The organism is Pseudomonas sp. PDM02, from assembly GCF_014852285.1.
GTDB classification, from domain to species: Bacteria; Pseudomonadota; Gammaproteobacteria; order Pseudomonadales; family Pseudomonadaceae; genus Aquipseudomonas; species Aquipseudomonas migulae.
On the sequence record NZ_JACVBL010000001.1, the window covers coordinates 178,483 to 203,494 of the forward strand.

29 protein-coding genes and 1 pseudogene are annotated in these 25,012 nt (G+C 60.4%); 23 read left to right on the plus strand and 7 right to left on the minus strand.

All coding sequences use genetic code 11. The features are described 5' to 3' along the window. The first annotated feature begins 38 nt into the window (after positions 1-38). The 12 genes from fleN to IB245_RS00825 all read left to right on the plus strand — a co-directional run bounded on the left by fleN (position 39) and on the right by IB245_RS00825 (position 10,838). Complete coding sequence (fleN, locus tag IB245_RS00770) at positions 39-869, plus strand: flagellar synthesis regulator FleN (protein ID WP_008001746.1); 831 nt, start codon at positions 39-41, stop codon at positions 867-869. Next, positions 866-1,606 carry an RNA polymerase sigma factor FliA gene (fliA, locus tag IB245_RS00775; RefSeq protein ID WP_007894214.1) on the plus strand — a complete coding sequence of 247 codons (741 nt, stop codon included), beginning with the start codon at positions 866-868 and terminating at the stop codon, positions 1,604-1,606. The genes fleN and fliA overlap by 4 nt, the downstream gene beginning before the upstream one ends. A 167-nt stretch (positions 1,607-1,773) precedes the next feature. Next, positions 1,774-2,145, plus strand: a complete 372-nt coding sequence (locus tag IB245_RS00780) for a chemotaxis response regulator CheY (RefSeq protein ID WP_008006721.1) — start codon at positions 1,774-1,776, stop codon at positions 2,143-2,145. Positions 2,146-2,167: 22 nt separating this feature from the next. Beyond that, positions 2,168-2,956, plus strand: coding sequence for a protein phosphatase CheZ (locus IB245_RS00785; protein WP_008039817.1), 789 nt, complete (start codon positions 2,168-2,170; stop codon positions 2,954-2,956). Positions 2,957-3,010: 54 nt separating this feature from the next. After that, positions 3,011-5,284, plus strand: coding sequence for a chemotaxis protein CheA (locus IB245_RS00790; protein WP_192226052.1), 2,274 nt, complete (start codon positions 3,011-3,013; stop codon positions 5,282-5,284). A gap of 50 nt (positions 5,285-5,334) precedes the next feature. After that, positions 5,335-6,465, plus strand: coding sequence for a protein-glutamate methylesterase/protein-glutamine glutaminase (locus tag IB245_RS00795; RefSeq protein WP_008024614.1), 1,131 nt, complete (start codon positions 5,335-5,337; stop codon positions 6,463-6,465). Next, the gene (locus IB245_RS00800) at positions 6,465-7,205 is read left to right on the plus strand and encodes a flagellar motor protein (protein ID WP_008039834.1); all 741 of its coding nucleotides are present in this window, start codon (positions 6,465-6,467) and stop codon (positions 7,203-7,205) included. Before IB245_RS00795 ends, IB245_RS00800 begins: the two co-directional genes overlap by 1 nt. Before the next feature lie 15 nt (positions 7,206-7,220). Next, entirely contained in the window at positions 7,221-8,111 is an 891-nt protein-coding gene (motD, locus tag IB245_RS00805; protein ID WP_008024618.1) for a flagellar motor protein MotD, read from the plus strand. 39 nt (positions 8,112-8,150) lie between these two features. Further along, positions 8,151-8,939, plus strand: coding sequence for a ParA family protein (locus IB245_RS00810; protein ID WP_008039835.1), 789 nt, complete (start codon positions 8,151-8,153; stop codon positions 8,937-8,939). A gap of 1 nt (position 8,940) precedes the next feature. Further along, positions 8,941-9,885 (plus strand): CheW domain-containing protein, encoded by a 945-nt coding sequence (locus IB245_RS00815; RefSeq protein ID WP_192226054.1) that lies wholly within the window; start codon positions 8,941-8,943, stop codon positions 9,883-9,885. A gap of 74 nt (positions 9,886-9,959) precedes the next feature. Beyond that, positions 9,960-10,445, plus strand: a complete 486-nt coding sequence (locus tag IB245_RS00820) for a chemotaxis protein CheW (RefSeq protein ID WP_008024622.1) — start codon at positions 9,960-9,962, stop codon at positions 10,443-10,445. Beyond that, a complete protein-coding gene (locus IB245_RS00825) occupies positions 10,446-10,838 on the plus strand; it encodes a DUF2802 domain-containing protein (protein WP_008039837.1) in 393 nt (130 codons plus the stop codon). Between the two features lie 420 nt (positions 10,839-11,258). Here the strand turns inward: IB245_RS00825 and IB245_RS00830 are convergent, their stop codons facing one another. Both IB245_RS00830 and IB245_RS00835 read right to left on the minus strand, forming a co-directional pair. Further along, a complete protein-coding gene (locus IB245_RS00830; RefSeq protein ID WP_008026830.1) occupies positions 11,259-11,588 on the minus strand; it encodes an EscU/YscU/HrcU family type III secretion system export apparatus switch protein in 330 nt (109 codons plus the stop codon). After that, complete coding sequence (locus IB245_RS00835; protein WP_192226056.1) at positions 11,585-13,159, minus strand: flagellar hook-length control protein FliK; 1,575 nt, start codon at positions 13,157-13,159, stop codon at positions 11,585-11,587. The genes IB245_RS00830 and IB245_RS00835 overlap by 4 nt, the downstream gene beginning before the upstream one ends. Positions 13,160-13,355: 196 nt before the next feature. On the opposite strand from IB245_RS00835, the gene ccmA reads away from it, so the two are divergent. From ccmA to IB245_RS00885, 10 genes are all read left to right on the plus strand, one after another. Beyond that, positions 13,356-13,991: a cytochrome c biogenesis heme-transporting ATPase CcmA gene (ccmA, locus tag IB245_RS00840; protein ID WP_008026825.1), complete on the plus strand. Its 636-nt coding sequence runs from the start codon at positions 13,356-13,358 to the stop codon at positions 13,989-13,991. Beyond that, positions 13,988-14,656 (plus strand): heme exporter protein CcmB, encoded by a 669-nt coding sequence (ccmB, locus tag IB245_RS00845; protein WP_008026823.1) that lies wholly within the window; start codon positions 13,988-13,990, stop codon positions 14,654-14,656. The genes ccmA and ccmB overlap by 4 nt, the downstream gene beginning before the upstream one ends. A 78-nt stretch (positions 14,657-14,734) precedes the next feature. After that, positions 14,735-15,490, plus strand: a complete 756-nt coding sequence (locus IB245_RS00850) for a heme ABC transporter permease (protein WP_008026821.1) — start codon at positions 14,735-14,737, stop codon at positions 15,488-15,490. Then, a complete protein-coding gene (gene ccmD / locus IB245_RS00855; RefSeq protein ID WP_008026820.1) occupies positions 15,487-15,663 on the plus strand; it encodes a heme exporter protein CcmD in 177 nt (58 codons plus the stop codon). Before IB245_RS00850 ends, ccmD begins: the two co-directional genes overlap by 4 nt. Continuing rightward, positions 15,660-16,115 (plus strand): cytochrome c maturation protein CcmE, encoded by a 456-nt coding sequence (ccmE, locus tag IB245_RS00860; protein WP_008026817.1) that lies wholly within the window; start codon positions 15,660-15,662, stop codon positions 16,113-16,115. Before ccmD ends, ccmE begins: the two co-directional genes overlap by 4 nt. Before the next feature lie 3 nt (positions 16,116-16,118). Further along, the gene (locus IB245_RS00865; RefSeq protein ID WP_192226058.1) at positions 16,119-18,122 is read left to right on the plus strand and encodes a heme lyase CcmF/NrfE family subunit; all 2,004 of its coding nucleotides are present in this window, start codon (positions 16,119-16,121) and stop codon (positions 18,120-18,122) included. Beyond that, the gene (locus IB245_RS00870) at positions 18,119-18,655 is read left to right on the plus strand and encodes a DsbE family thiol:disulfide interchange protein (RefSeq protein WP_192226060.1); all 537 of its coding nucleotides are present in this window, start codon (positions 18,119-18,121) and stop codon (positions 18,653-18,655) included. Before IB245_RS00865 ends, IB245_RS00870 begins: the two co-directional genes overlap by 4 nt. Next, positions 18,652-19,125 carry a cytochrome c-type biogenesis protein gene (locus IB245_RS00875; protein ID WP_192226062.1) on the plus strand — a complete coding sequence of 158 codons (474 nt, stop codon included), beginning with the start codon at positions 18,652-18,654 and terminating at the stop codon, positions 19,123-19,125. Before IB245_RS00870 ends, IB245_RS00875 begins: the two co-directional genes overlap by 4 nt. Next, positions 19,118-20,320 (plus strand): c-type cytochrome biogenesis protein CcmI, encoded by a 1,203-nt coding sequence (ccmI, locus tag IB245_RS00880; RefSeq protein ID WP_192226065.1) that lies wholly within the window; start codon positions 19,118-19,120, stop codon positions 20,318-20,320. The genes IB245_RS00875 and ccmI overlap by 8 nt, the downstream gene beginning before the upstream one ends. 14 nt (positions 20,321-20,334) lie before the next feature. After that, the gene (locus tag IB245_RS00885) at positions 20,335-20,739 is read left to right on the plus strand and encodes a hypothetical protein (protein ID WP_008039842.1); all 405 of its coding nucleotides are present in this window, start codon (positions 20,335-20,337) and stop codon (positions 20,737-20,739) included. A 56-nt stretch (positions 20,740-20,795) separates the two neighbouring features. On the opposite strand, the gene IB245_RS00890 is transcribed toward IB245_RS00885, so the two are convergent. The 4 genes and pseudogenes from IB245_RS00890 to IB245_RS00905 all read right to left on the minus strand — a co-directional run bounded on the left by IB245_RS00890 (position 20,796) and on the right by IB245_RS00905 (position 22,945). Then, positions 20,796-21,371 (minus strand): PIN domain-containing protein, encoded by a 576-nt coding sequence (locus IB245_RS00890; protein ID WP_192226067.1) that lies wholly within the window; start codon positions 21,369-21,371, stop codon positions 20,796-20,798. Next, a complete protein-coding gene (locus tag IB245_RS00895) occupies positions 21,368-21,835 on the minus strand; it encodes a helix-turn-helix domain-containing protein (RefSeq protein WP_192226069.1) in 468 nt (155 codons plus the stop codon). The genes IB245_RS00890 and IB245_RS00895 overlap by 4 nt, the downstream gene beginning before the upstream one ends. 81 nt (positions 21,836-21,916) lie before the next feature. Then, a pseudogene (locus tag IB245_RS00900) lies at positions 21,917-22,186 on the minus strand (LysR substrate-binding domain-containing protein); the annotation flags it as partial. A 39-nt stretch (positions 22,187-22,225) separates the two neighbouring features. Beyond that, complete coding sequence (locus IB245_RS00905; RefSeq protein ID WP_008026798.1) at positions 22,226-22,945, minus strand: SDR family oxidoreductase; 720 nt, start codon at positions 22,943-22,945, stop codon at positions 22,226-22,228. 314 nt (positions 22,946-23,259) lie between these two features. Between IB245_RS00905 and IB245_RS00910 the strand changes: the two genes are divergently transcribed. Further along, complete coding sequence (locus IB245_RS00910; RefSeq protein ID WP_192226071.1) at positions 23,260-23,664, plus strand: type II toxin-antitoxin system HicB family antitoxin; 405 nt, start codon at positions 23,260-23,262, stop codon at positions 23,662-23,664. Positions 23,665-23,762: 98 nt separating this feature from the next. On the opposite strand, the gene IB245_RS00915 is transcribed toward IB245_RS00910, so the two are convergent. After that, positions 23,763-24,968, minus strand: a complete 1,206-nt coding sequence (locus IB245_RS00915) for an MFS transporter (RefSeq protein WP_192226073.1) — start codon at positions 24,966-24,968, stop codon at positions 23,763-23,765. Positions 24,969-25,012: the final 44 nt, after the last annotated feature.

Sequence of the window (25,012 nt, forward strand, 5' to 3'; positions counted from 1 at the left end):
GTGGCCTCCGTCTATGCAAGACAAGGTAAAGAAATAACATGGGCAGCATGCATCCCGTACAGGTGATCGCGGTGACCGGCGGCAAAGGTGGCGTCGGGAAGACTAATGTGTCAGTGAACTTGTCCCTGGCTCTAGCTGAGCTCGGCCGGCGCGTCATGCTGCTGGACGCCGATCTGGGGCTGGCGAATGTCGACGTCCTGTTGGGACTGACACCCAAACGTACCCTGGCCGACGTCATCGAAGGCCGCTGTGAGCTGCGCGACGTATTGTTGCAGGGGCCAGGCGGCATCCGCATCGTCCCGGCCGCGTCCGGCACACAAAGCATGGTTCATCTGAGTCCGGCCCAGCATGCCGGCCTGATCCAGGCGTTCAGCGATATCGGCGACAACCTCGACGTGCTCGTGATCGACACCGCTGCGGGTATTGGTGACTCGGTAGTCAGTTTTGTTCGCGCCGCGCAAGAAGTCTTGCTGGTGGTCTGCGATGAGCCGACTTCGATCACGGATGCCTACGCCCTGATCAAATTGCTCAACCGCGACTACGGCATGAACCGCTTCCGCGTCCTGGCCAACATGGCCCAGAGCCCGCAGGAAGGCCGCAACCTGTTCGCCAAGTTGACCAAGGTCACGGACCGCTTCCTCGACGTCGCCTTACAATACGTTGGTGCGGTGCCGTACGACGAAAGCGTGCGCAAGGCTGTGCAGAAGCAGCGCGCGGTCTATGAAGCCTTCCCTCGTTCCAAGTGCTCCCTGGCTTTCAAGGCCATCGCACAAAAGGTCGATACCTGGCCGCTGCCTGCCAACCCGCGCGGGCACCTGGAGTTTTTCGTCGAGCGCCTCGTGCAACAAACGGCAGGACCCGTGCTATGACAGCCAGCGGTTACAACCTCTACAAGAAGTCGGCGCGTGACGCGCAGTACGAGCTGATCGAGCGTTACGCGCCACTGGTCAAACGCATTGCTTACCACCTGCTGGCGCGACTGCCAGCCAGTGTCCAGGTCGAAGACCTGATCCAGGCCGGGATGATCGGCCTGCTTGAAGTATCCACCAAATATGACGCCAGCAAAGGCGCGAGTTTCGAGACGTACGCGGGCATCCGGATCCGCGGCGCCATGCTTGATGAAGTGCGCAAAGGGGACTGGGCGCCACGTTCGGTCCACCGCAATACCCGCATGGTCAGCGACGCAATTCGCTCGATTGAAGCTAAAACCGGCCGTGACGCTAAAGATCACGAAGTTGCGGCCGAACTCCAATTGAGTCTCGACGATTACTACGGGATTTTGAACGACACCCTGGGCAGCCGCTTGTTCAGTTTCGACGACCTGTTGCAGGACGGCGAACACGAAGGGCTGCATGAGGATGGCGCGAGTGCTCATCTCGAGCCGTCGCGCGATCTGGAAGATGAACGCTTCCAGGCAGCGCTGGCGGACGCGATTGCCAATTTGCCGGAGCGTGAGCGACTGGTGTTGGCGCTGTACTACGACGAAGAGTTGAATCTCAAGGAAATCGGTGAGGTCCTGGGGGTCAGCGAATCTCGGGTCAGCCAGTTACACAGCCAGTGCGCGGCCCGTTTGCGGGGGCGTTTGGGGGAGTGGCGAGCGCGCTGAAGGCAGTGTGGGGACACTGCGAACTTGGCTGGTGTGGTGTTGAACTGCGCCGGTCTCGATCTGTTGTGCTCCAGACAGTCATTGAGTGCTTTGCCGGATTGATTGAAATGGCGCGTCCAGGTGCTGGGCGCGTTTAAGACTGCTTGGAGGTCGAATTGGACAAGAACATGAAAATCCTCATCGTTGATGACTTCTCAACGATGCGGCGGATCATAAAAAACCTGTTGCGTGACCTTGGGTTCACCAACACGGTCGAGGCCGACGATGGCATTACTGCCATTCCGGTTCTCAACAGCGGAAGCATCGACTTTCTGGTAACGGACTGGAACATGCCTGGCATGACCGGTATCGATCTGCTGCGCCACGTGCGCGCCGATGAAAAGCTCAAGCACCTGCCAGTGCTGATGGTGACCGCTGAAGCCAAGCGCGAGCAGATCATCGAAGCGGCCCAGGCCGGCGTAAACGGCTATGTGGTCAAACCCTTCACGGCCCAGGCGTTGAAAGAAAAAATCGAGAAGATTTTCGAACGCATCGGTTGAGAAACTGCGCCACGGGGAAGCTATGGACCAAAACGAATCTTCACAGGGCGATTTTGAATCGACCCTGAAAAAACACGCGGTCGAACTGGTCGAAAGCCTTGAGAAAGGCAAGTTCGGCGACGCTGTGCAACTGATCCATGAGCTCAACCAGACCCGTGACCGCGGCCTGTATCAGGAAGTGGGCAAGCTCACCCGCGAGCTGCACAGTGCGATCGTCAATTTTCAGATTGACCCGCACATGCCGCAAGCCGAGGAAGTGTCCCAGATCACAGATGCCACCGAGCGTCTGGGTTACGTTGTCAAGCTGACAGAGGCCGCAGCCAACCGCACCATGGATCTGGTCGAAAACTCCACGCCGCTGGTCAACAGCCTGAGCGATGAAGCTCAGGCGCTGAGCACGGACTGGGGGCGGTTCATGCGTCGCGAAGTCGGGGCTGAGGAGTTTCGTGAGCTGGCACGGCGTGTCGATGGTTTCCTGGCACGCAGCAGCGCGGACAACCGCGCGGTGTCGAGCAACCTCAACGACATTCTGCTCGCTCAGGATTACCAGGACCTCACCGGTCAGGTGATCAAGCGTGTGACCCAATTGGTCACTGAAGTTGAAAGCAACCTGCTCAAGCTCGTGCTTATGGCCAGTCAGGTGGACCGCTTTGCGGGCATCGAACATGACCGTGAAGCGATGCTTGCAGAAAAAGATCCGCAAAAACATCTCTCTCAGGGTGAAGGTCCGCAGATTCATGCCGATAAAAGAGAAGACGTTGTGTCCGGTCAGGACGATGTGGACGATTTGTTATCCAGCCTAGGATTTTAGATTTTTAGCATTTTAGGTTTTTTAGGTTTTTAGACCTTTAGGAGCACCCCCTTAATGAGCTTCGGCGCCGATGAAGAGATCCTTCAGGATTTCCTGGTTGAGGCCGGCGAGATTCTAGAGCAACTGTCCGAACAGCTGGTCGAGCTTGAAAGCCGACCGGATGATGCGGACTTGCTCAATGCAATTTTTCGCGGTTTTCACACTGTAAAAGGGGGCGCCGGCTTCCTCCAGCTCAACGAGCTGGTGGAGTGCTGTCACATCGCCGAGAACGTGTTTGACATCCTGCGCAAGGGTGAACGTCGCGTCGATTCGGAATTGATGGACGTGGTTCTCGAAGCGCTGGACGCGGTGAACGGCATGTTCAGCGAAGTCCGCGAGCGTGGCCCGATAACGGCCGCCACGCCTGAATTGCTTGCAGCCCTGGCCCGTCTGGCCGAGCCGCAAACCGCCGATCAAGCCGCACCTGTGGCTGAAGTGGTGGAAGAGCCGGCTGCCGAAGCCGAATCAGGCGACATCACTGATAACGAATTCGAACAACTGCTGGACTCGCTGAACGCCGTCAAGGCTCAGGCTGAGGCCCCGGCCGCTGCTCCGCCGCCGGCCGGCGATGCCGCGACCAGCGATGAAATCACCGATGCCGAGTTCGAGTCGTTGCTCGATCAGTTGCACGGCAAAGGCCAGTTCGCCGTCGACGCGGTGGCAACACCCGCTGCGCCTGCCGCACCGGCTGCGCCGAAAGCGCCAGGTGACAGTTCCGACATTACCGACGACGAGTTCGAAGCACTGCTCGATCAGCTGCACGGCAAGGGCAACTTTGCGGTCGATGCGCTGGAATCGGCCATTGCCTCGGTACCGACCCCGGCTGCGCCAACCGCAGCAGCGGCTGGCGGCGATCTGATCTCGGATCACGAGTTCGAATCGCTGCTCGACGAATTGCATGGCAAAGGCAAGTTCACTGAAGTCGGCACCGGTTCCGCCGCCTCTTCGGTAGCTACGCCCGTCGCCAAGGCCCCGGCACCTGTCGCCAAGGCGCCCGAGCCAAAAGCCGAAGCAGCGAAGCCTGCTGCCGCCGCTGCACCGAAACCTGCCGCCGCTGCTGCTGCACCGGCGCCTGCCCGTGCAGCGGCCGCGCCGCCTGCGGAAAAACCGGCCAGCGAAGCCGAGACCACCGTGCGGGTCGATACCGCGCGTCTCGACGAAATCATGAACATGGTCGGCGAGTTGGTACTGGTGCGTAACCGCCTGGTTCGCCTGGGTGCCAACAGCGCCGATGAAGCCATGTCCAAAGCCGTGTCGAACCTCGACGTGGTCACGGCCGACTTGCAAACCGCGGTCATGAAGACCCGGATGCAACCGATCAAGAAAGTCTTCGGGCGCTTCCCGCGTCTGGTTCGCGACCTGGCTCGCCAGCTCAAGAAAGAGATCAACCTGGAGCTGGTCGGCGAAGAAACCGACCTCGACAAAAACCTTGTCGAGGCCCTGGCCGACCCGCTGGTCCACTTGGTGCGCAACTCGGTCGACCACGGTATCGAAGAGCCGGCCGATCGCGAAGCGATGGGCAAACCGCGCAGCGGCAAAGTGATTTTGTCCGCTGAACAGGAAGGCGACCACATCCTGCTGTCCATCTCCGATGACGGCAAGGGCATGGACGCCGACGTGTTGCGCGGCATCGCGGTGAAGAAAGGTTTGATGGACAAGGATGCGGCGGACCGCCTCAGCGAGTCCGACTGCTTCAACCTGATCTTCGCACCGGGTTTCTCGACCAAGACCGAGATCTCCGACGTGTCGGGTCGTGGCGTGGGCATGGACGTGGTGAAAACCAAGATCGCCCAGCTCAACGGCACCATCAATATCTACTCGACCAAGGGCAAGGGCTCGAAGATCGTCATCAAGGTCCCGTTGACCCTGGCGATCATGCCGACGCTGATGGTCATGCTCGGCAACCAGGCGTTCGCGTTCCCGCTGGTGAACGTCAACGAGATCTTCCACCTCGACCTGTCGACCACCAACGTGGTGGACGGCCAGGAAGTGGTGATCGTGCGGGACAAGGCGCTGCCACTGTTCTACCTCAAGCGCTGGCTGGTCAGCTCCGCCGCTCACGAAGAGCAGCGCGAAGGCCATGTGGTGATCCTTTCGGTGGGCACCCAGCGGATCGGCTTCGTTGTCGATCAACTGGTCGGCCAGGAAGAAGTGGTCATCAAGCCATTGGGCAAAATGCTCCAGGGAACCCCGGGCATGTCGGGCGCCACCATCACCGGTGACGGTCGCATTGCGCTGATTCTCGATGTTCCGAGCATGCTCAAGCGTTACGCCGCACGGCGTATTTGATTCTGGGGGAGCGGGGCGACGAAGCCTCGCCCCCGCCTAACGGAGTGTTTATGGTAGTCAAAGTCCTGGTGGTGGACGATTCGGGGTTTTTCCGCCGCCGCGTCTCGGAAATTCTTTCAGCGGATTCGAATATCCAGGTCGTCGGTACGGCGACCAACGGAAAAGAGGCGATCGATCAGGCCCTGGCCCTCAAGCCGGACGTGATCACCATGGACTACGAGATGCCGATGATGGATGGCATCACGGCAGTGCGGCACATCATGCAGCGCTGCCCGACCCCGGTGTTGATGTTCTCCTCGCTGACGCACGAAGGCGCCCGGGTCACCCTGGACGCGCTGGATGCCGGCGCAGTGGATTTCCTGCCGAAGAATTTCGAAGACATCTCGCGCAATCCCGAGAAGGTCAAGCAACTGCTGTGCGAGAAGATTCTCAGCATCTCGCGCAGTAACCGTCGTGTCAGCGCCTACAGCGCGCCGGCACCGGTCGCTGCACCCGCACCGACACCTGCGCCTTCCAGCATCGGCAGTTATGGCAGCAGCGCACCTGCTCGTCCGGCACCAGCACCGATCCCGGCTCGCACATTCGCGGCCAGCCCGTCGTCGCCAGCGCCGAAACGCAAAGCCTACAAACTGGTTGCCATCGGTACGTCCACGGGCGGCCCGGTTGCCCTGCAAAGGGTTCTGACCCAGTTGCCGGCCAATTTCCCGGCCCCGATCGTGTTGATCCAGCACATGCCGGCCGCCTTCACCAAGGCGTTCGCCGAGCGTCTGGACAAGCTCTGCCGCATCAGCGTCAAGGAAGCCGAGGATGGCGACATCCTGCGTCCGGGCCTGGCGCTGCTGGCGCCGGGTGGCAAGCAAATGATGATCGACGGCCGTGGCGCGGTGAAAATCCTGCCGGGCGACGAACGTCTGAACTACAAGCCGTGCGTGGACATCACGTTCGGTTCGGCTGCCAAGTCCTACGGTGACAAAGTTCTGGCGGTGGTACTGACCGGCATGGGCGCCGACGGTCGTGAAGGCGCGCGCCTGCTCAAGCAGGGCGGCAGCTCGATCTGGGCTCAGGATGAAGCCAGCTGCGTGATCTACGGCATGCCGATGGCCATCGTCAAAGCCGAACTCGCCGATGCGGTGTACGGTCTCGACGACATTGGCAAGCACCTGGTCGAGGCGTGCATCTGATGGACGTACTCAGCCTTATCGGGATCATCATGGCGTTCGTCGCCATCATCGGTGGCAACTTCCTTGAAGGCGGCCATCTCGGCGCGCTGGCCAACGGTCCGGCAGCGTTGATCGTGCTCGGCGGGACCGTCGGCGCGGCGCTGCTGCAATCGCCGATGAGCGCGTTCAAGCGCGCCATGCAGATTGTTGGCTGGATCCTGTTCCCGCCACGCGTGGACCTGGCCGGCGGCGTTGACCGCGTGGTGAACTGGAGCCTGACCGCCCGCAAGGAAGGTCTGCTCGGTCTGGAAGGTATCGCCGACGCCGAACCCGACGCCTACTCGCGCAAAGGCCTGCAACTGCTGGTGGACGGCGCCGAGCCGGAAGCGATTCGCAGCATTCTGGAAGTGGATTTCTACACCCAGGAAAGCCGCGACATCGAAGCCGCCAAAGTCTTCGAAAGCATGGGCGGCTACGCGCCGACCATCGGGATCATCGGTGCGGTGATGGGCCTGATCCACGTCATGGGCAACCTGGCCGATCCGTCGCAACTGGGTAGCGGCATCGCCGTGGCCTTCGTCGCCACCATCTACGGCGTCGCCAGTGCCAACCTGGTGCTGTTGCCGATTGCCGCCAAACTCAAATCCGTTGCAATGCGTCAGTCGCGTTATCGCGAAATGTTGCTGGAAGGCATCCTGTCGATCGCCGAAGGTGAAAACCCTCGCTCTATTGAGTTGAAGCTTCAGGGCTTCATGGATTGATGGGAGACATGGACTATGGCACGCCGTCGACAACCTGAAGAACATGTAAACCATGAACGCTGGCTCGTTTCCTATGCCGACTTCATTACGTTGCTGTTCGCCTTTTTCGTGGTGATGTACTCGATCTCTTCGATCAACGAAGGCAAGTACAAGATCATCTCGCAAGCGTTGATCGGCGTGTTCACCGATTCGGATCGTTCGCTCCAGCCGATCCCTATCGGTGAAGAGCGTCCGAAAACCGTGACCCCGGCCAAGCCGCTGGTCAAGGACAGCGAACAGGTCGACGCCGGCATCGCCGGTGCCAGCGATCCGCTGAAAAGCATTGCCGATGACATCAGCGCCGCATTCGGCGACTTGATCAGCTCCAACCAGATGACCGTTCGCGGCAACGAGCTGTGGGTCGAGATCGAACTCAATTCCAGCCTGTTGTTCGGCAGCGGCGATGCCATGCCCAGCGACATGGCGTTCAACATCATCGATAAGGTCGCAGTGATCCTGAGGCCGTTCGACAACCCGATTCACGTCGAAGGTTTCACCGACGATCAACCGATCCGCACCGCGCAATACCCGACCAACTGGGAGCTGTCCTCGGCCCGTTCGGCGAGCATCGTGCGGATGCTGGCGATGCAGGGGGTAAATCCTGGTCGTTTGGCGTCGGTGGGTTACGGCGAATTCCAGCCGGTGGCCAACAACGCGACCGCCGAAGGCCGTGCGCGCAACCGTCGTGTGGTGTTGGTGGTGTCACGAAATCTTGATGTCCGTCGCAGCCTCACAGGCACCGGAACCGCTCATGCGCAACCGGATGCCGCGTTGAAGCGTGCTGGCACACAAACTGCACCTGCACCAGTCAAGTCGCCGGGACGAGAGAGCGCCGTCAATTCTCCGTCACCCGCATTAACACGTTGAGCTATTTCCCGGTCGAATCGACCGGGAGGAACAATCCGAATGAGAGTCTGGGCCGTTGCCAATCAAAAGGGTGGTGTTGGTAAAACCACTTCCTCTATCGCTTTAGCCGGGTTGCTGGCTGAGGCGGGCAAGCGCGTGGTCGTGGTCGATCTCGATCCCCACGGCTCGATGACCAGCTACTTCGGTTACGACCCCGACAGCCTGGAACACAGCAGCTACGACCTGTTCCTGCACCGGGGCAGCGTGCCGCAAGGCTTGCCCGGTCAGTTGCTGTTGCCCACCAGTCACGCGAGTATTTCCCTGTTGCCGTCCAGCACCGCGCTGGCGACGCTTGAGCGCCAGTCGCCGGGGCAGAGTGGTTTGGGCCTGGTGATTGCCAAGAGCCTGGCGCAATTGTGGCAGGACTTCGATTACGCGGTGATCGACAGCCCGCCGTTGCTCGGCGTGCTGATGGTCAATGCCTTGGCGGCCAGTCAGCAATTGGTGATTCCGGTGCAGACCGAACACCTGGCGGTCAAAGGCCTGGAGCGCATGGTCAACACGCTGGCGATGATCAACCGTTCGCGTAAGCAGCCATTGGCATTCAACATCGTGCCGACCCTGTTCGACCGGCGCACGCAAGCGTCGCTCGGGACCTTGCGGGTGTTGCGCGACAAGTATCCGGAAGAAATCTGGCAAGGCTACATCCCGGTCGATACGCGTTTGCGCGACGCCAGCCGTGCCGGCGTGACGCCTTCGCAATTCGACGGCAAGAGCCGCGGCGTGCTGGCCTATCGCGCGCTGCTCAAGCACTTGCTGACGCAGCAATCCGTTGCGCAGGTGGCGTGAGATGAATCGCCCGGTAAAAATCACTTCCCGTCCGCAACTTGCGCTCCAGTCCTATCTGGACAGCTTGTTGATGGACGCGACCGAAGAGTTGCCGCCGGAAATCGAAGCGATTCCCGAGGTGGTCGAGGTTGAAGCGGCGCTGGACGAATTCCAGGCCGCGGTGCTTGAAGAGCAGGCGCGCGATGCGCAGAAGCCGGCCGAGAAACCGCCAGCCGTTGCCGCGCCGGTCACCGCACCTGTGGTGAAAGCCCCGGTGGCGCTGATGGAAGCGCCGGTCCCGGCCCTGGCGCCGGTATCGACCATCGCACCGCTGCTGCAAGCGCTGCTACCGCCGACAGCTCCGCTGCAGCAAGAGCTGGTACCTCCGACCGCACCGCAGTTGCAAGCGCTCGTGCCGCCGATCGTCGAAGTCCATCTGCCGCCGAGCAACACGCCGCCACCAGTGGAAACCAACGGCCGTCCTGCGTGGGCCGCCGAGCCGTTCGAATGCCTGTTGTTCGATGTCGCCGGGTTGACCCTGGCGGTGCCGCTGGTGTGCCTGGGCTCGATTTATTCCCTGGCCGGTCAGGAACTGACACCGCTGTTCGGTCAGCCGGAATGGTTCCTCGGAATCCTGCCGAGCCAGGCCGGCAACCTGAAAGTGCTCGATACCGCCCGTTGGGTCATGCCCGACCGCTATCGCGATGACTTCCGTCAGGGCCTGCAATACGTTATTTCGGTTCAGGGCTACGAGTGGGGGCTGGCAGTGCATCAGGTCAGCCGCTCGTTGCGCCTGGACCCGAACGAAATCAAATGGCGCACCCACCGGGGTCAACGGCCATGGCTGGCGGGCACGGTGATTGAACACATGTGTGCGTTGCTCGACGTTTCCGAACTGGCCGAGTTGATCGCCAGCGGTGGGGCGAAGCACATGGGCGGCGGCAAGCCGTCTCACAAACCGACATAAAAAACACGCGGGGCAAGTGACTTGCCATCGCACTGAACACACACCGCTAGGGCGGTTTTTCGAGGGGTCAGGGTATGAATGATAAGGCGTCGTCTGCAAAAGGTTCCGAAGATCCGATCCTGCAATGGGTAACCTTCAAACTGGACAATGAAACCTACGGCATCAACGTGATGCGCGTTCAGGAAGTCCTGCGTTACACCGAAATCGCCCCGGTCCCGGGTGCCCCGAGCTACGTGCTGGGCATCATCAACCTGCGCGGCAATGTGGTGACCGTGATCGACACCCGTCAGCGCTTCGGCCTGATGAATGCCGAGATCAGCGACAACACCCGGATTGTCATCATCGAAGCCGACAAGCAAGTGGTCGGGATCATGGTCGACAGCGTGGCTGAAGTGGTTTACCTGCGTCAGTCGGAAATCGAAACCGCGCCGAACGTGGGTAACGAAGAGTCCGCCAAGTTCATTCAGGGCGTGTGCAACAAGAACAACGAATTGCTGATCCTGGTCGAGCTGGACAAGATGATGAGCGAAGAAGAATGGTCGGAACTGGAGAGTATCTGATTGATTCTTGAGGTTGCGGTCATTGTCCTGTTCCTCTTCTGGGCAGGCACGCTGGCAATGTTTCTGGCGTACATTCGCGGTCAGCGGCGGATCGCTGCGCAACAGGCCGAGGGCGATGCGCTGCGCGATCAGCGCATCAAGGACCTGGGCAAGCGCGTTGACAACTACCAGAACGGCAGCGTGCGCATGGGTGAAGACCTGCACGAGCTGCGCGCGGTGGTCGGGCCGTTGCCGGACAAGCTGGCTCAGCTTGAACAGCGCGACCCGTCGAGCCTGTCGTTTGCCCAGGCAGCGCGCCTGGTCGGAATGGGCGCGAGCGTCGATGAACTGACTCAGTCCTGCGGCTTGACCCAGGCTGAGGCGGAGTTGATGAGCAAGCTGCACAAGAACTGACAGCGCTTTTGTAGGAGCCGGCTTGCTGGCGATGGCGTCCAAAAGGGCGCTGCAAGCCTCAGGGCCGCCTCGCCGGCAAGCCGGCTCCTACAGAGTTTGGTGTGTTCCCGGATTTTTCACACGACAGCGCACTTGTAGGCGCTTGCTTGCCAGCGATGGCGTCCGAAAGGGCGGTGCAAGCCTCAGGGCCACCTCGCCAGCAAGCCGGCTCCTACAGGTCAGTGGTGCTCACAGGTTCGTGCTACACCACAAAAAACTGTAGGAGCTGGCTTGCCAGCGATGGCGTCCGAAAGGGCGGTGCAAGCCTCAGGGCCACCTCGCCAGCAAGCCGGCTCCTACAGGTCAGTGGTGCTCACAGGTTCGTGCTACACCACAAAAAATTGTAGGAGCCGGCTTGCTGGCGATGGCGTCTTTGAAACCTCAGTAATCATCCCCGCGATCGGTGATGTCCTTCTCGATCATCGGCGCACTCGGGTCATGCCCCGCCGGAAACTTGCCTTTCAGATTCCAGGCAAACGCAATGATCTCGGCGATCGTGCGATACAACTCCTCCGGAATACTGTCCCCAAGCTCCATCCTCGCGAGCAGTTTCACCAGCTCGGCATTTTCGTAGATCGGTACTTCATAATCGCGGGCAATCTTGAGGATTTCTTCCGCCAGTTCTTCGTCGCCCTTGGCCGTGAGGGTAGGGGCGTGGGTGCCGTCGTATTTGAGGGCGATGGCCTGGCGTGGAGTATCGGGATTTCTCATGCGGTTTCGTCGACCCAGCGTTGTTCCAGACGGGTTTGAGGACCTTGCGGCGGTGTGCCAAGGTGGCAATCGAGATCGCCGACATTCAGGCCAGATGCCAGCAAGCGTTCGCGCAGCCCGACAAGGTTGCTCTCGATCAGACTCGCGGTGTACGGCCGCTCGGCCCACAGCTGGCTGGACAGACTGCCGTTGATCAACTGCGCCTGAATCTGCAGCGGCCCCAACGGCTCCATGTCGAATGCCAGTTCGACACGCCACAGTTGTTGCTTGGGCTCGCGTTCGTCACGGCGTTCATTGGGGTGTTCTTTCTCCGGTGCTTCCTCGCGCTGGAACTTGACCTGCAGCGGCACGATGTCCTGCATATTGCGCATCGGAATTTCCAGCTGCCAGGTGCTCATCAGCCGACCGTCGTCTGTGACGCCGGTTTGCTCCAGGCTCGACAGTTGATGGCTTTGCAGGCGTGAAACCGCCGCTGCCGCCAGGCGCAGCAAGTGCTCCAGATCACCTTCGCCGTCCGCGCTCTGCAGGAAGCGCTCAGGCAAAGGAAAACTGGTCGGCTGCGGTTTGGCACTAACCTGGCCGAGCATGCCCAGGGCACTACGCACAAAGCTAGGCATGGTCTGGGCCAGCGTGTTGGCAGCGATGATCGCATTGAGGTTTGTGTTGGCCGGCAACCCCGGTGTCAGTTGCGCGATCAACTTCAGCAAATCACCTTTCATGTCCGGTGCCAGCGTCGGATTCGTCCCGGCGAGCAGTTTCGCTTCAAGGAACAGCCCGCTATTGGCCAGAGCCTGGGCCAGGCCTTTTGGCGTACTGAGTTGTTGCACGTCCGGCAGGCCGGCGAGCAACTTGTCCACGGCGGCCCGCAGGTCGCTGGACGTCTGATTCGAGGCTGGCAGGTTTTGCAGCAGTTTCAGTAATCCGTCCAGCGAGCCCTGGCGACTCTGTTGGCTGACCAGTTGTTGGGTGACTGCCAGTTGTTCCTGGCGGCTGCTCAACGGGACGAATTTCAGGGTCTGGGTGTCTTGCACCAGCGCGCTCAGCAAGGTGTCGATGCGCAGCGGCGTGGGGCTGTCGATGTTCAGGGTGCTGCCGCTCAGCGCCGTGTTGAGCAGGCTCACCATCGAACGAAACACCGTCGGCTGGCCCGGCACTTGCGGCAGTACCTGGGAGGTCAGCACTTTGCCTTGCAGCAGGGTGCCCACCGGCAGTTGTGTGGTATCGATGCGGGTGAGGGTGGCGACGTTGGAGGCAATGGCTTGTTGCACCGTCACGGCGAGGTTGCCGGCCGATGGCTGGGTAATTGCCAGGTTCGTGCCCTGTGGCAACGGTTGGCTGCTGGTGGCCTGAACCGTGGTCTGACGGCCGCTTTCAAGGGTGACCTTGAGCAGCAGTTGAAAGGACTGATCCGCCTGCTTCAGCGACAGCACTTCGGCTTTGGCGGTCTGCCCGACGGTAATCAGGCCCTCCATCGGCGTCAGCAGCTTGAGCAGTTCGCCACTCACCACCTGCGGTCGCGATGTCGCGGGCGTGGTCGGTGGTAGCGGGAGGATGTTCATTTCGCCTGTCATACGCGGTCACAACCTGAGGAAATTGCCCTCTTTAGAGTGGGGCATGGCATGTATAATGCCGCCCGTCTTTCACAGAGTGGCGAAAACATTGCATTTGTTTGACGCAGCTCTCTAGAACAGGCCGCCAATGCATCTATGCTGCATCTCTTTAGCGGCCGTTCCGCCGCCGACTTGAACCGTAAAGGCCCGTGATCTCTTGACCAGTCCTGTCCTGCAAACCGTTGCCCTTGCTTGTGAGCGAGACCTTCGACTGCTCTTCGAAAATCTCGAATTGAGACTGGCCAGTGGCGAAATGTTGCAAATCAGCGGCCCCAACGGCAGTGGCAAAACCAGCCTTTTGCGTTTACTTTCGGGGCTGATGCAACCGACCGCCGGTCAAGTGCTGCTCAATGGCCAGCCGCTGAACGAACAACGCAGCGAACTGGCGCGCAATCTGCTGTGGATCGGTCATGCCGCGGGCATCAAGGATCTGCTGACCCCCGAAGAAAACCTCAGCTGGCTCTGCGCGCTGCATCAACCGGCCTCCCATGAAGCCATTTGGGCAGCGCTTGCTGCTGTCGGACTGCGCGGTTTCGAAGATGTTCCGTGCCACACCCTGTCCGCCGGTCAGCAACGCCGCGTGGCCTTGGCGCGGTTGTATCTGGACAGCCCGCCGCTGTGGATCCTCGACGAGCCGTTCACTGCGCTCGACAAGCAAGGCGTGGCGCAACTCGAAGAACACCTGGCCGCGCACTGTGAGCGCGGCGGCATGGTGGTACTGACCACGCACCACACGCTGAGTCGAATGCCGACCGGCTATCGCGACATTGATCTGGGGAATTGGGCCGTATGAGTGTTTTCGGCCTGTTGGTCGCCCGTGAGGCTCGCTTGTTGTTCCGCCGTCCGGCGGAGTTGGCCAATCCGTTGGTGTTCTTCGCGATCGTGGTTTCGCTGTTCCCGTTGGCGGTCGGTCCCGAGTCTCAATTGTTGCAAACCTTGTCTCCGGGACTGGTCTGGGTGGCAGCCCTTTTATCGGTTTTGCTCTCGCTGGACGGGCTTTTCCGCAGTGATTTCGAAGACGGTTCCCTTGAGCAGTGGGTCCTTTCGCCGCACCCCCTGCCTCTTCTGGTTTTGGCCAAGGTACTGGCACACTGGGCCTTCTCTGGTCTGGCACTGGTTTTGCTCGCTCCACTGCTGGCGTTGATGCTCGGTTTACCCACCGCCTGTCTGCCCGTGTTGCTGCTTTCCCTGTTGCTGGGTACACCGGTGCTGAGCCTGCTCGGTGCGGTGGGCGCGGCCCTGACGGTAGGCTTGAAGCGGGGCGGCTTGTTGCTGGCGCTGCTGATTCTGCCGTTGTACATCCCGGTGTTGATTCTCGGCAGTGGCGCCTTGCAGGCGGCATTGCAGGGCATGCCGGCGATCGGTTATCTCCTGTGGCTTGGTAGCCTGACCGCCCTGGCGATAACCCTGACACCTTTTGCAATAGCTGCTGGCCTGAAGATCAGCGTCGGCGAATAATGAGGTCTGGTTAAATTTTAACCAGTAAAGACCCTAGGCTGCTCGTGATGGCGAGCAGCAACCGTGATGGAAACAGTAATGAACTGGACCTGGTTTCATAAGCTCGGCTCACCCAAATGGTTTTATGGCATCAGCGGCAAACTGCTGCCGTGGCTGAGCATCGGAGCGTTGCTGCTGATCAGCATTGGTGTCGTTTGGGGCCTGGCCTTCGCGCCGCCGGACTACCAGCAAGGCAACAGCTTTCGCATCATCTATATCCACGTTCCCGCCGCCATGCTGGCGCAGTCGGTCTACGTGATGCTGGCGGTGTGCGGCATCGTCGGGCTGGTGTGGAAAATGAAACTGGCCGACGTCGCCCTGCAATGCGCGGCGCCCATCGGTGCCTGGATGACCGCCGTGGCGCTGGTCACCGGGGCGATCTGGGGCAAACCGACCTGGGGTTCGTGGTGGGTCTGGGATGCACGACTTACGTCCATGCTGATTCTGCTGTTTCTGTACTTCGGTCTCATTGCGCTGGGCAACGCCATCAGCAATCGTGACAGCGCGGCCAAGGCCTGCGCGGTGCTGGCGATTGTCGGCGTGATCAACATCCCGATCATCAAATACTCGGTGGAGTGGTGGAACACCCTGCACCAGGGCGCGACATTCACCCTCACAGAAAAACCGGCGATGCCGGTCGAAATGTGGCTGCCATTGCTGCTGACGGTGCTGGGTTTCTACTGTTTCTTCGGCGCGGTTTTACTGCTGCGCATGCGCCTTGAAGTGCTCAAACGCGAGGCCCGCGCCAGTTGGGTGAAAGCCGAAGTGCAGAACAGCCTGGAGGCCGCTCGATGACTTTTGCTTCATTCGGCGACTTCCTCGCCATGGGCCATCACGGCCTGTATGTCTGGTCAGCCTACGGCATCAGCCTGGCAGTGCTGGCCCTCAACGTGGCGGCGCCGATCCTGGCCCGCAAGCGGTATCTGCAACAAGAGGCGCGTCGTCTGCGCCGGGAGAACGGCAAGTGAATCCGCTGCGCAAAAAGCGTCTTATCATCATTCTCGCGATCCTGGTCGGTGTCGGCGCTGCCGTCGGTCTGGCCCTGAGCGCCCTGCAGCAGAACATCAATCTGTTTTACACCCCGACGCAAATCGCCAACGGCGAAGCGCCGCAAGACACGCGTATCCGTGCGGGCGGCATGGTCGAGAAGGGGTCGCTGCAACGCTCCGGCGATTCGCTGGACGTGAAATTCATCGTCACCGACTTCAACAAGTCCGTGACCATCAGTTACCGCGGCATCCTCCCGGACCTGTTCCGCGAAGGGCAGGGCATCGTCGCGCTGGGCAAACTGAACGCCGACGGCGTGGTGGTGGCTGACGAAGTGCTGGCCAAGCACGATGAGAAATACATGCCGCCGGAAGTGACCAAGGCTTTGAAAGACAGTGGTCAATCTGCTCCAACGCCCGCGAAGGAGGGTTGATCGATGACATCTGCACTTTATAGTTCAGGGCTGTTCATCCCCGAACTCGGCCATCTGGCCATGATTCTGGCGCTGTGTTTCGCGCTGGTTCAGGCCGTGGTGCCGTTGCTCGGTGCCTGGCGCGGTGATCGTTTGTGGATGAGCCTGGCCCAGCCGGCCGCCTGGGGGCAGTTCGCGTTTCTGCTGTTCGCTTTCGGTTGCCTGACCTACGCATTCATGGCCGACGACTTCTCCGTCGCCTACGTCGCCAGCAACTCCAACAGCGCCTTGCCGTGGTACTACAAGTTCAGTGCAGTGTGGGGCGCGCATGAGGGTTCGTTGCTGTTGTGGGCATTGATCCTCGGCGGCTGGACCTTCGCCGTGTCGGTGTTCTCCCGGCAGTTGCCGCAAGTCATGCTGGCGCGGGTGCTGGCGGTGATGGGCATGATCAGCACCGGTTTCCTGATGTTCCTGATCCTTACCTCCAACCCGTTCGCACGGATCCTGCCGCAGATTCCAGCGGACGGTCGTGACCTCAACCCGCTGCTGCAAGACATCGGCCTGATCGTTCACCCGCCGATGCTGTACATGGGCTACGTCGGTTTCTCCGTGGCCTTCGCGTTCGCCATCGCGGCATTGCTCGGCGGTCGACTCGATGCGGCGTGGGCACGTTGGTCGCGTCCATGGACCATCGTCGCCTGGGCCTTCCTCGGCATCGGCATCACCCTCGGTTCGTGGTGGGCTTACTACGAACTCGGCTGGGGCGGCTGGTGGTTCTGGGACCCGGTGGAAAACGCCTCCTTCATGCCTTGGCTGGTGGGCACTGCGTTGATCCACTCGTTGGCGGTCACGGAAAAACGTGGCGTGTTCAAGAGCTGGACCGTGTTGCTGGCCATCGCTGCGTTCTCGTTGAGCTTGCTGGGTACATTCCTGGTGCGTTCCGGCGTGCTGACCTCGGTTCACGCCTTTGCCTCCGATCCGGAACGCGGCGTGTTCATCCTGATTTTCCTGCTGTTCGTGGTGGGCGGCTCGCTGACGCTGTTTGCCCTGCGCGCGCCGGTGGTGAAGAGCCATGTCGGCTTCAACCTCTGGTCTCGCGAAACCTTGCTGCTGGGCAACAACCTGGTGCTGGTAGTTGCGGCTTCGATGATTTTGCTGGGGACTTTGTATCCTCTGATCCTCGATGCCATGACCGGCGCAAAACTGTCCGTAGGCCCGCCGTACTTCAACGCGCTGTTCATTCCGTTGATGGCGTTGCTGATGGTGGTGATGGCGGTTGGCATGCTGGTGCGCTGGAAAGACACGCCGGTCAAATGGCTGATGAGCATGTTGACCCCGGTGTTGCTCGGCAGCGCCGCGCTGGCCGTGGTGGCTGGCGTTGCTTATGGCGATTTCAACTGGGCCGTGATCGCGACGTTCATGCTGGCCGCCTGGGTGTTGCTGGCCGGTATCCGCGACATCTTCGACAAGACCCGCCACAAAGGCCTGATCAAAGGCCTCCCGACCCTGACTCGCAGCTATTGGGGCATGCAGCTTGCGCATTTGGGTATCGCCGTGTGCGCGCTCGGTGTTGTGCTGTCGAGCCAGAACAGCGCCGAACGTGACCTGCGCCTGGCACCGGGCGAGTCCATGGACCTGGGCGGTTATCAGTTCGTGTTCGAAGGCGCCAAGCACTTCGAAGGCCCGAACTTCACCTCCGACAAAGGCACCGTACGGGTGATCCGCGACGGCAAGGAAATCAGTGTGTTGCACCCGGAAAAACGCCTGTACACCGTGCAGAACTCGGTGATGACCGAAGCCGGGATCGACGCCGGGTTCACCCGCGACCTCTATGTCGCACTCGGCGAACCGCTGGGTGATGGCGCCTGGGCCGTGCGCGTGCACGTCAAACCGTTCGTGCGCTGGATCTGGTTCGGCGGTTTGCTGACCGGTTTGGGGGGGCTGCTGGCGGCGCTGGATCGTCGTTATCGGGTCAAGGTGAAAAGCCGCGTGCGTGAAGCATTGGGCATGACGGGAGCGACTGCATGAGACGTTGGTTGATGCTGTTGCCGCTGGCGGTTTTTCTGGTGGTGGCTGTTTTCCTTTATCGCGGGCTCTATCTGGACCCGGCCGAGCTGCCTTCGGCAATGATCGGCAAGCCGTTCCCGGAGTTTTCACTGCCCGCGGTGCAGGGCGACAAGACCCTGACCAAGGCAGATCTTCTCGGTAAACCGGCGCTGGTCAACGTGTGGGGCACCTGGTGCATTTCCTGCCGGGTCGAGCACCCGGTGTTGAACAAGCTGGCCGAGAAGGGCGTGGTGATCTACGGCATCAACTACAAGGACATCAATGCGGATGCCTTGAAGTGGCTGGTGGAGTTCCACAACCCGTATCAACTGGACATCCGTGACGACGAAGGCACGCTGGGCCTGAACCTCGGCGTATACGGCGCTCCGGAAACCTTCTTCATCGACGCCAAGGGCATCATCCGCGACAAATTCGTCGGCGTGATCGACGAGCAGGTCTGGCGCGAAAAACTGGCGGCCAAGTATCAGGCGCTGGTGGACGAGGCCAAGCCATGAAGCGCTGGATAGCTGCCGTTGTATTGGGCTTGAGCATGGCCGGCGTGGCGCACGCGGCCATCGACACCTATGAGTTCGCCAAAGAAGCTGATCGCGAGCGTTTTCGCGAGCTGACCAAAGAGCTGCGTTGCCCCAAGTGCCAGAATCAGGACATCGCCGATTCCAACGCACCGATCGCCGCCGACCTGCGCAAAGAGATTTTCCGCATGCTGGGCGAGGGCAAGGACAATCAGCAGATCATCGATTTCATGGTCGATCGCTACGGTGATTTCGTCCGCTACAAACCCGCACTCAACGCCAAGACTGCCCTGCTCTGGTTCGGCCCCGCCGGCCTGCTGCTGGGCGGTTTTGTGATCATCGCCGTGATCGTCCGCCGTCGTCGCGTCCAACGCGCTGATGCCAAGGATGAGCTTTCTGCCGAGGAGCGCGAGCGCCTCGATCAACTGTTGGATAAAACCAAGAATGATTGATTTCTGGCTCGCTGCAGGTCTGCTGCTTCTGGTTGCCCTGAGTTTTCTGCTGATCCCCGTTCTGCGTGGCCGTCGCGCCCAGCTGGAAGAGGATCGTACTGCCCTGAACGTCGCGCTGTATCAAGAGCGCGTGGCTGAGTTGCAAACCGAGCAGGAAGAGGGCGTGCTCAACGCTGCGCAACTGGAAACCGGTCGCGCCGAAGCTGCTCGTGAGTTGCTCGCCGACACCGAAGGCGCCGATGCACCGCGCGCGGCACGTCTGGGCAAACCGTTGCCATTGCTGGCGGCGATTCTGGTGCCGGTGTTGGGGCTTGGGCTCTACCTGCATTTCGGCGCCAGCGACAAGGTCGAACTGACCCGCGAATTCTCCCAGGCACCGCAGTCGATGGAAGAGATGACCCGCCGTCTGGAACGCGCCGTCGCCGCTCAACCGGATTCGGCCGAAGGCCTGTACTTCCTGGGTCGTACCTACATGGCGCAGGATCGTCCCGCCGACGCGGCGAAGATCTTCGAGCGCACGGTGAACCTGGCCGGTCGTCAGCCGGAACTGCTCGGCCAATGGGCGCAAGCCCAGTACTTCGCCGATGGCAAGAAGTGGTCGGACAAGGTTCAAGCCCTGACCGACGAAGCGCTGAAAGCCGATCCGAAGGAAGTCACCAGCCTTGGCCTGCTCGGTATCGCCGCGTTTGAAAGCGCGCATTATCAGGACGCCATCGATTACTGGAATCGCCTGTTGGTGCAACTGCCACCGGAAGACGGTTCCCGCGCCGCGCTGCAAGGCGGTATTGCCCGGGCTACCGAGAAACTCGAAGCCAGCGGCGGCAAGGTTGCCCAGGCGCCTGCGCCCAAGGTTGCAGCGCTGCTCAAGGTCAGCGTCGATCTGGCGCCAGAGCTAAAGGCCAAGGTTCAGCCGGGTGACAGCGTGTTCATTTTCGCTCGCGCCACCTCGGGGCCTCCTGCACCATTGGCCGCCAAACGCCTGACCGTGGCTGACTTGCCGGCGACCGTCGAACTGGGCGATGCCGACGCAATGATGCCGCAGTTGAAACTGTCGAACTTTCCTGAAGTCCAACTGGTTGCGCGCATCTCACGGGCCGGCCAGCCGACTGCCGGTGAATGGATCGGTCGCAGCCAGCCTCTGGCCAGCAGCACCACCGCGGCGCAAAAACTGATCATCGACAGCCCAGATAAATAACAGGAACCACCGCCATGACCGCCATTGCTCGTATTACCCTGCTCAGTCTGGTTTTGGGGTTAAGCGCGTGTGCGGTCCAGCGCCCCGAGCCGACGTCGCTGCCACCGATCCCGCCGTCGCAGCCCCGCCCGACGCCGTCAACGACACCGACGCCAGGCAAGCCAAGTATTCCGGCCAAGCCCGCCAAACCGATGCCACGCACCTCGGCCAGCTTCGCACCGCCACCGGGCGGTAACAGCCATTGGGATCAGAAGCTCGGCGTATATGTGCTCGATGACCAGACCAACACCTTCTACCGCCAGCGCACATACTACCGCTGGAACAACGGCTGGAGCCGCTCGATCAGCCCGAACGGGCCATGGGAAGACACGGACATCCATGGCGTACCCGGTGGGTTGGGACGGCAATTCGGGCAGTAAATGGAAACGGCGATCTACGGATCGCCGTTTTGCTGTCCGGAGTCTGTGAAGGACGTTCAGAGAATGACGCGGTACTCGGTCAATGCTTTGCTCGATTGAACCAGGCCCTGACGCAGCAGAAGTTCAAGGTAACTATCGACATCCATCGGCGGCAGCTTCAGTTGCTTGCGTTGCCGTTGTGCCGCCTCGATCACTGCCGCTGGATCGAGATCAAAAAGGTTATCGACGAACTCGTCAGGGTGTTGAGCCTCAATACCGAAGGGGCTCAGGGCGGTGCAGGGGAAATCTTTCTGGTTGAAGGTGACGATGACGCTGGCATTACAGTGAATGGCAACAGCCAGGACATGTCGATCATCGACGTCGGGTAGCGTCAGTCCTTCAATAAGCTCTTCGTAACCGGACACGCAAGCGTCGGGTAATGCCTGATCCATCAGTTCGGAGGTGCGGTTCAGTTGTCCTGTGGTCAGATCCGGACGGTTTTTGAGCAAATTGCGTTTCCATTCGTTGTGTATCTCCATTGTCCATTTCGCTCTAAAACGTCCGGAGAGTGCAAGCCACATCAAAAAATCTCTCAGGGGCGCGGGGTACAACACACATGCGTCATATACAGCGGTAAAAGAGGAGTGCCTCACTCGTATCCTGTCCTTAACGCTTGTGCCTGCTCGGCGAGCAGCATCATTGCTTGCTCGCTGGCGGTATCGCGCCGGTTTTTATAGTCCATCAAATCGGCAAAGCGCACACGTCGGTGCTTGCCGGTTTTGTGGTAGGACAAGTCGCCGGATTCGAGCAGTTTGATCAGGTGCGGGCGTGAGACGTTAAGCAGATCAGCCGCTTCCTGGGTCGTCAGTTCAGCGTGAACCGGGACTACTTTGACAGCATTGCCCGCAGCGAGCGCTTCCAGGATATCGACTAGCAAACGAAGAGCCGAAGTGGGTAATTCGACGCTGTGAGCCTCATTCTGTTCGTCGAAAATCTGGATGCGCTGTGTTTCGAATTGAGTGGCAAGGTAGGCCGCCAATGCGCGCTGCCCTTCAATTGCGGCCTGTATTTCGTGCTCCAGCGGGAGGTTTATCGTTGGAAGGAGGGTGGGTGACATGATGGTTCCAGTCTTCTGAACAAGCGAAGCTGGCAATGTATTCGAAACAATCGAAAATCGCAATAAACGAAACAGGTGCTCTCAGACCCCTTTTACCAACAACCCCTGCACATACTCCACAAACGCCCGAGCCTTGGCGCTGGCCATCCGCCCGGTTGGAAACACTGCCCACAGCTCCTGAATCGGCAGCGTCCACTTCGTCATCACCTCCCTGACCACTCCGCTGGCCAGCTCCGGTGCAAACATCCATGCCGACGCCATGGTCAGCCCTTGATGGGCCAGCGCCGCTTCACGCAGACCTTGCGCGGCGCTGACACGAATCCTGCCGCTGACGGTGACGGTTTGTTCTTCAAGCAGCCGGACCGCTCCTACAGGGACCTGTGTTGTGGGTCAGAACGCCGCTTTGCCTATTGAAGAACCACCGTCTACAAACAGCGTCTGGCCGGTGATGAATCCACTCTGTTCGGACAGCAAAAATGCAATCGCGGCGGCAATTTCTTGCGGTTGTCCCAGACGCCCCATCGGCACACCGGCCAGATAACGCGCCTCGCCCTCGCTTCCCGGCGGGTTGTTGGCGCGAAACAGTTCCGTTTCCGTCGGTCCGGGTGCCACGGCGTTTACCGTCACGCCGGTTTGCGCCAGTTCCAGCGCCCAGGAGCGGGTGAAGCTGATCAACGCCGCTTTTGCCGCGGCATACGCCGTGCGCTGGGTAATCCCGAGCACCGTCAGGCTGGAAATGTTCACCACCCGACCCCAACCCTTGGCGCGCATGTTCGGCAGCAGCGCCTGGGTAGCCTGCAACGCTGAATGCAGGTTGACCCGCATTACGTCATCGAACGTATCGAGGTCGATTTCTCCCAACACTTGCGGGCGTACCAGGCCGACGTTGTTGACCAGCCCATCGAACTCGTAAGTCCCGGCCAGGTCCGCCAGCACTTCCTGAGTGAGTGCCCTGTCGCTCAAATCCAGCGGAAACAGGATGCCGGGAAAACTCAGGTCAGGCGTGCGGGCAATGCCGACCACCCGGTGTCCGGCGCGGTCCAGGTGTTCGGCCACCGCGCGGCCAATGCCTTTGCTGGCGCCGGTGATGAGAAAAGTACGTCGGGTCATTGCACACTCCTTGAACAAAACATGCCGCAGGTCAGGCGGCATTTGAACCGGTCAACCGCGAACCACATCCCGCATCGCTTCAGGCTCCGGACGCTGAGTGTAAACCGGGAATACCTCGGGGGGACTGCTGACGCAGAGCGAAAGCATTCATTCTCGGGAAGGAAACGTGGGGCCGCAATCACAAATCGTAAAACAACCGAACGTCGTGATCGGGTTTTTTGTGCTTAAGTAAAGATAACTCTAGAGTTATTTTTGTCTGGGCCGGAGCAAACCGGGCTGTACTGCCCGCCAGCCAGTCACGCAGGAGATCCATAATGCAATATCCAATCTGTATCGAGTGGGGCGACGAGAACACCGCCATCGGTATTCAGATCCCCGATATTCCGGGCGCCGTAACAGCCGGGGATACGTTTGAAGACGCCTATAACGCCGCCATCGAGATTGCCCACATCATGCTTCAGGAACTGGCGGCTGACGGGGAGTCGATCCCGATGCCGACTTCGGCTGCCGCCCATCGTGGCAACCCGGACTTCGCCGACATGGGATGGGGAATGCTGGAGCTGGACATCTCGCCGTATATGGGCAAAACCGAGAAGGTCAATGTGACGTTGCCCGGCTATGTGATTCAGCGTATTGACCGGTATGTGCGCGAGCACAATGTCAAAAGCCGCTCTTCTTTCCTGGCCGATGCGGCGATGGAGAAGCTGGTTCGGCACTGAGTGATATCAGGTATACCGCTTTCGCGGGCAAGCCTCGCTCCTACTTGTCCAGCGCAAACCCTGTAGGAGCGAGGCTTGCCCGCGAAGCTTTTGGCGTCTTAAGCGGTAGCCAGCGAACGCTTCTCTGAAACACTCAAAAACCGCAACAATGCCAACAGTGGAAACGCGCTACCCACAATCACGATCCACAACCAGCCGCCATGCTCGTACACCGCACTGGCTACCGAGGAGCCAAACGCGCCGCCGATGAAGATGCTGGTCATGTACAACGCGTTCAGGCGACTGCGGCTTTTGGCGTCGAGGGCGTAGACCGCCCGTTGGCCGAGGACCATGTTCATCTGTACGCAGAAGTCGAGCACCACGCCGGTGACGGCGAGGCCGATGACGCTGTAGACCGGATGGATGAACGCTGGCAGGAAGCTCAGGCTGGCGAACAACAGCGCCAGCAGCGAAGCGATGCGGGTGTGGCCAGCATCGGCGAGTCGACCGGCGATGGGCGCAGCGATGGCACCGATGGCGCCGACCAGGGCGAAAATCGCGATCTGGGTTTGCGACAAGCCATGATTACGCGCCAATTCCAGCGGCACGGCGGTCCAGAACAGGCTGAACGTGGCGAACATGCAGCCCTGATAAAACGCGCGCTGGCGCAATACCGGTTGCTGGCGCAGCAGCGTCCACAGCGAACCGAGCAACTGGCCATAAGAGGCGCTGTGATCAGGCTGGCGCTTGGGAATGGTCATGGCCAGCACGATACTGATCGCCGCCATCAACACCGCCGCAATCACAAACATCGCCCGCCAGCCAAAGTGGTCAGCCACGACGCTGGACACCGGTCGCGCCAGCAGGATCCCCAGCAGCAAACCACCCATGATCCCGCCGACCACTCGACCGCGAGATTCCTCCGGTGCCAGGTGCGCGGCCAGTGGAATCAGGATCTGTACCGACACCGAGCTGAAACCCACCAGCAACGAGATCAGCAGAAACACATTCGGCTGATCGGTGAACGCGGCGCCCAACAGACTGGCAATCGCCACCACGGTGGTGATGATCATCAGTCGGCGGTTTTCCAGCAGGTCACCCAGCGGCACCAGGAAGAACAGGCCCAGCGCGTAGCCAATCTGGGTCAGCGAAACGATCAGGCTGGCCATGGTGCTGGTCAGGCCGATGTCGGGCGCGATCAGGCCGATGATCGGTTGCGCGTAGTAAATGTTGGCAACGATGGCGCCGCAGCAGAAGGCAAACAGCAGCACCATGCCTTTGGTCATTGTCGCGGCGCCGTGGGGCGCCTGAGTCGCTGAGTTCATAACGTGTCTCGCTGAACAGAAAGGAATGCGTGAAGGCTAAGTGG